The sequence below is a fragment of the Streptomyces atriruber genome (genome assembly GCF_001418325.1).
In the GTDB taxonomy this organism is placed as follows: domain Bacteria; phylum Actinomycetota; class Actinomycetes; order Streptomycetales; family Streptomycetaceae; genus Streptomyces; species Streptomyces atriruber.
Genome location: NZ_LIPN01000133.1, coordinates 1 through 4,263, shown reverse-complemented (window position 1 = coordinate 4,263; position 4,263 = coordinate 1). Strand labels below are relative to the sequence as shown.

Genomic DNA, 4,263 nt, shown 5'->3' with positions numbered 1-4,263 from the left:
GGCCGGGCGCCGCGTCCTGCGGGGCGAGGAGGGTGCCGTGGAAGGTGCCGCGTACGGGGGATTCGAGGAGCAGCCGCTCGTGGTGCAGGCCGTCGCGCACCGACGGGGTGCTGTCGGCGGTGACGAGCGGGGCCCGTTGGACACGGGCCAGCCGCTCGACGACGGCGCGCACCCGGCGGGCCCGCTCGGCATGCTCCTCGGCGCTCTTGGCGTGCCGCAGGGCCGGTTCCATGGCGAGGAGCCCGCGGAGGTGACGTAGTTGCATGCGCGGCTCAGACGAAGTCGCCGTGCAGCGTGCTCGGCACTTCCAGCGCGTATGAGTCCAGGGCCTCGTCGAGTTTGATCTGACCGCGTTTGAGCAGTTCGAGGAGCTCGTTCTGAGGGCGGTAGAAACACGACTTGCAGAGGTCCGTCCTGCGGGGGTTGGACGCTTCCCATTCGGCGCGCGGGCCGCCGTCCAGGACGTCCGCATATCCCTGTTCGACGACGTTGCCGATCAGATAGCGGCTGTTGAGGTGCACCTGCGGGCACGGGTAGAGATTTCCGTCGGCGCCGACGGCGGTGACAAATCGGCTGTAGTGGCAGTGCTCGAAGTCGCCCTCCACCTCTTCGACCTGGTCCATCGGGCCGCGGTCCAGTTTCGGGACCGATACCTCGAAGGCGTCCGTGGAGAGCTCGGCGGCGCGGGTGAGGGATTCGGAGATCTCCGGCATCACGGATTCGATGGTTTCGTGGCCCATTGCGCTGTAGAACTCGGGTTCGAAACGCACATAGTGTGCGCCGGACTCGTGGGCGATGCGGGCCGCTTCCAGGATCTCCCGGTAGTTCTGCAGGGTGATCACGTAGTTGAAGCCGATGCGGAAGTCGGGGTCGACGGCGCTCTCCCGGAGCTTGCCGACCGACCCGATGAACTTCGAGAAGGTCTGCTCGCGGTCCCGTGTGATGTCGTCGAAGGTGGTCTCCGTGCCGGCGTTCAGGCCGATCCGGACCCAGGTGTGGGTCTCGGCGACGCAGTCGGCGACCTTCGGGCGGCCGAGGCGGGAGCCGTTGGTGATGAGTCCGATGCGCAGCCCTGCCGCGTGCCCGGCCCGGCAGATGTCCGCGTAGCCGGGGTGGATCGTGCACTCGCCGCTGCCGCAGAACGTCACGGCCCTGCCGTCGTTCGCGGCGAACTCGCGGAGCAGCGTGACCGCCTTGTCGGTGGCGATCGAGTCCTTGAAGGAGAACAGGTCGTAGAACTGCTCTTCGTTGGGCGAGTGGAAGTTGCAGAAATTGCAACGCATATTGCAGGCGCCCATGATGCCGATCCGCATGTGTACGGGCTTGATCTCCTGGCCCGCCACGAAGCGGCGCAGCAATTCGCCGTGGGCCAGCACCTTCTGTGGTGAGTGGGCCTGATCGAGGCTGACGATGGGCAGCCCTTCACGGTTTTGGGGAGCTGCCATTTGAATGTCGCCGGAACCGGGTGTGCTGTTCACGAACCCCCCACGCATGATCGATGTGCGGTCTCGTTCTCCTGGCGTGTTGGGGACATTAGGGAGCGCCACAAAGGCTGTCAATGGGTCTAGACAAGTGCGGATTTTATGGCGGAATCAGGGATGCCGGTCTGTTCGAAGGGGGTCCGGCGTGGTAGCCGAGGACCCCGTGGCCCGTCCCGAGCTGCGCCAGCGGGTCCGTGTCGCGGCGGAAGAACGCCGCGAGCTCGGCGTCGGTGCGCGGGGCGGTGGGGCTGTGTGCGCAGCGGGTGCAACGGACGCCGAACGCCTTTAGTGCCTGCGTGTGTTGGGCGTCAAGAGGGCGAAATCGGTCGAGTACGGGATCAGAGTGACCGAAGGGCCTCGGTGATGGAGGTGGTCGCCGTGGTCTTGTCGATGCCGATGTCCGTGAGGGGGCCGGTGCCGTCCTCGTGCTCCAGGAGGGCCAGCAACAGGTGCTCCGTGCCGATGTAGTTGTGCCCGAGCCGAAGGGCTTCGCGGAACGTCAGCTCCAGCACCTTGCGCGAGTCGACGGAGTACGGAACGAGCGGAGGCACCTCGGCGGCCGTCGCGGGCAGCGACTCGACGGCCGCGTGGCGGACGTCCGCCAGGGAGATGCCCTGCGCGACGATCGTCCGGGCGGCCAGTGCGTCGGGCTCGCTGAGCAGGCCGAGGATCAGGTGTCCGGTGTGGACCTCGTCGTGCTCGGCGGACTTGGCCTCGTTGTGCGCGGCCATCAGGGTGTTCTTCGTCCGCTCGGTGAAGCGGCTGAACCCCTGGCCCGGGTCGAGGTCCAACGGCTCGCCCTGCTTCTTCGGGACGAACCGCTTCTGGGCGGCCTGGCGGGTGACGCCCATGCTCCGGCCGATGTCGGTCCAGGAGGCGCCGGAGCGGCGCGCCTGGTCGACGAAATGGCCGATGAGGTGGTCCGCGACGTCCCCGAGGTGATCGGCGGCGATCACGGCGTCGGAGAGCTGGTCGAGGGTGTCCGTGTGGACCTTCTTGATGGCGTCGATGAGGTCGTCGAGACGGACCGGGGGAGGCGGCGTGGCGTCGGAGGGGTGCGTCATGTGACAACCGTAGGTTGACAGTTGACAGGGCGTCAACCCATGGTTGTCACCTCGGCGCGGCATGTTCCCGGCGGTCCGGATGCCGTTGGCGAACCGCTTGAACGCGGCGGTGAACGCGGGGCCGACGTGTCCGTCGAGCGGGCCGGTGAGGCCTCGGTCGGCCTGCAGTATGCCGTGCAGCGACTTCAGTGTGGCGAGGTCGAGGTCTCCGTGGATCGGGCCGGTGTAGTTCCAGTGCGCCCTGAGGCAGCGCTGGAACGCCGCCCAACTGCCGTTGCCGAGCCGTCCGTCGACGGGGCCCGTGTACTGCCAGTGGGCCGCGAGCCGCCTCAGCACCTTCTTGGCCTCCGTGGCGTCGAGGCCGAGGTTGTCCTGCGAGAGCGGGGCGACGGCCCCGGTGCTCGCCGCGGGCTTCGGGTCCGGGGCGGCCGACGCCGAGCCCGAGCTCGCGCCCGCCGGGGTTGCGGCGGCGAGCCCGGCGACGACGGTCAGGACGAGGAGTGCCCTTGCCGCGAGGTGCGGTCGCTCGTGCGGTCGCATGTCTCGTCCCCCCGTCTGTTCCTGCGGCGTCTTCTCCGGCCGGGGCGCTCGGACAGAACGTACTTCTCGGGAGGACTCGTCCTCGTCAACCCGCGAGTCGACGTGCCGCTCCAACGGCCGCGGTAGCCAGGCGGTACGGGCAAACCTCCGCCACATACGCGGCGCCCCTGGGGCGGCGGCCGCTCCGTGCGGCGTCCGCCCACACACCAGGGCCCCGCACTGTGGTGGCCGCGACCATGGGAGGACCCGCCCCCGCTTCTTTAGCGTTCCGTGCATGACGAGCGAAATCTTCACCGGCCGGGCCGCCCTGGTGACCGGTGGCGGGAGCGGGATCGGGCGGGCCTGCGCCGAGGCGTTCGCCGCCGCCGGCGCCCTGGTCCACGTCGTCGACGTCGACGCCGAGTCGGCCAAGGCGGTGGCCGACGCCGTCGGCGGTGTCCCGCACGCCGTGGACCTCACCGACGCGGGCGCGATCCCCGGCCTGCCCGCCGCCGTCGACATCCTGGTCAACAGCGCGGGTACCCAACACGTCGCCCCCATCCATGAGTTCGACCCCCACCGCTTCGAGCTGATCCAGCGGCTGATGGTCACCGCGCCCTTCCTGCTGCTCAAGCACTGCCTGCCGCACATGTACGGCCAGGAGTGGGGCCGGGTGGTCAACATCTCCAGCGTGCACGGGCTGCGGGCCAGCCCCTTCAAGTCCGCGTACGTCGCCGCCAAGCACGGCCTGGAGGGGCTCAGCAAGGTCGCCGCGCTGGAGGGCGCCGCGCACGGCGTGACCAGCAACTGCGTCAACCCCGGCTATGTCCGCACCCCGCTGGTCGAGGGGCAGATCGCCGACCAGGCGGCCGTGCACGGCATCGCACCGCAGGACGTCGTCTCGGACGTCCTGCTCGACCGCTCCGCGATCAAGCGGCTGATCGAACCCGCGGAGGTCGCCGCCGTCGCCCGCTGGCTCTGCGGACCCCGCACCGGCTACATCACCGGCGCCTCCCTGCCCGTGGACGGCGGCTGGGCAGCGAGCTGAACACCCCGCTGAGCACCCCCGCACTCCCCGAGGAAAACCCTGGGTTCACCCAACCGGCCAAGTGGTTGAACGACGGAACCACCGGCTCATCGCTCCCAAGAAGCCCCCGGCCACGAGGCCGTACGTCCCACTCGCCCCCTTATACACATCT

Annotated in this window: 3 protein-coding genes and 1 pseudogene; 1 reads left to right on the top strand and 3 read right to left on the bottom strand. The window is 69.2% G+C overall.

All coding sequences use genetic code 11. The annotated features are described in order from the left end of the window. The 3 genes and pseudogenes from AOK03_RS15685 to AOK03_RS15675 form a co-directional block, all read right to left on the bottom strand. Positions 1–265: pseudogene (locus AOK03_RS15685) on the bottom strand (DegT/DnrJ/EryC1/StrS aminotransferase); the annotation flags it as partial. A 7-nt stretch (positions 266–272) separates the two neighbouring features. Further along, the gene (locus tag AOK03_RS15680) at positions 273–1,445 is read right to left on the bottom strand and encodes a radical SAM protein (RefSeq protein ID WP_079074743.1); all 1,173 of its coding nucleotides are present in this window, start codon (positions 1,443–1,445) and stop codon (positions 273–275) included. Between the two features lie 374 nt (positions 1,446–1,819). Further along, positions 1,820–2,545 carry a Clp protease N-terminal domain-containing protein gene (locus tag AOK03_RS15675; RefSeq protein WP_055565874.1) on the bottom strand — a complete coding sequence of 242 codons (726 nt, stop codon included), beginning with the start codon at positions 2,543–2,545 and terminating at the stop codon, positions 1,820–1,822. Positions 2,546–3,359: 814 nt separating this feature from the next. Here AOK03_RS15675 and AOK03_RS15670 point away from each other — a divergent pair. Then, the gene (locus AOK03_RS15670; RefSeq protein ID WP_055565873.1) at positions 3,360–4,112 is read left to right on the top strand and encodes a 3-hydroxybutyrate dehydrogenase; all 753 of its coding nucleotides are present in this window, start codon (positions 3,360–3,362) and stop codon (positions 4,110–4,112) included. Positions 4,113–4,263: the final 151 nt, after the last annotated feature.

Excerpts from the sequence above, each read along its gene's own strand:
- AOK03_RS15680 (WP_079074743.1), bottom strand. The coding sequence starts at position 1,445 with ATGGCAGCTCCCCAAAACCGTGAAGGGCTGCCCATCGTCAGCCTCGAT.
- AOK03_RS15675 (WP_055565874.1), bottom strand. The coding sequence starts at position 2,545 with ATGACGCACCCCTCCGACGCCACGCCGCCTCCCCCGGTCCGTCTCGAC.
- AOK03_RS15670 (WP_055565873.1), top strand. The coding sequence starts at position 3,360 with ATGACGAGCGAAATCTTCACCGGCCGGGCCGCCCTGGTGACCGGTGGC.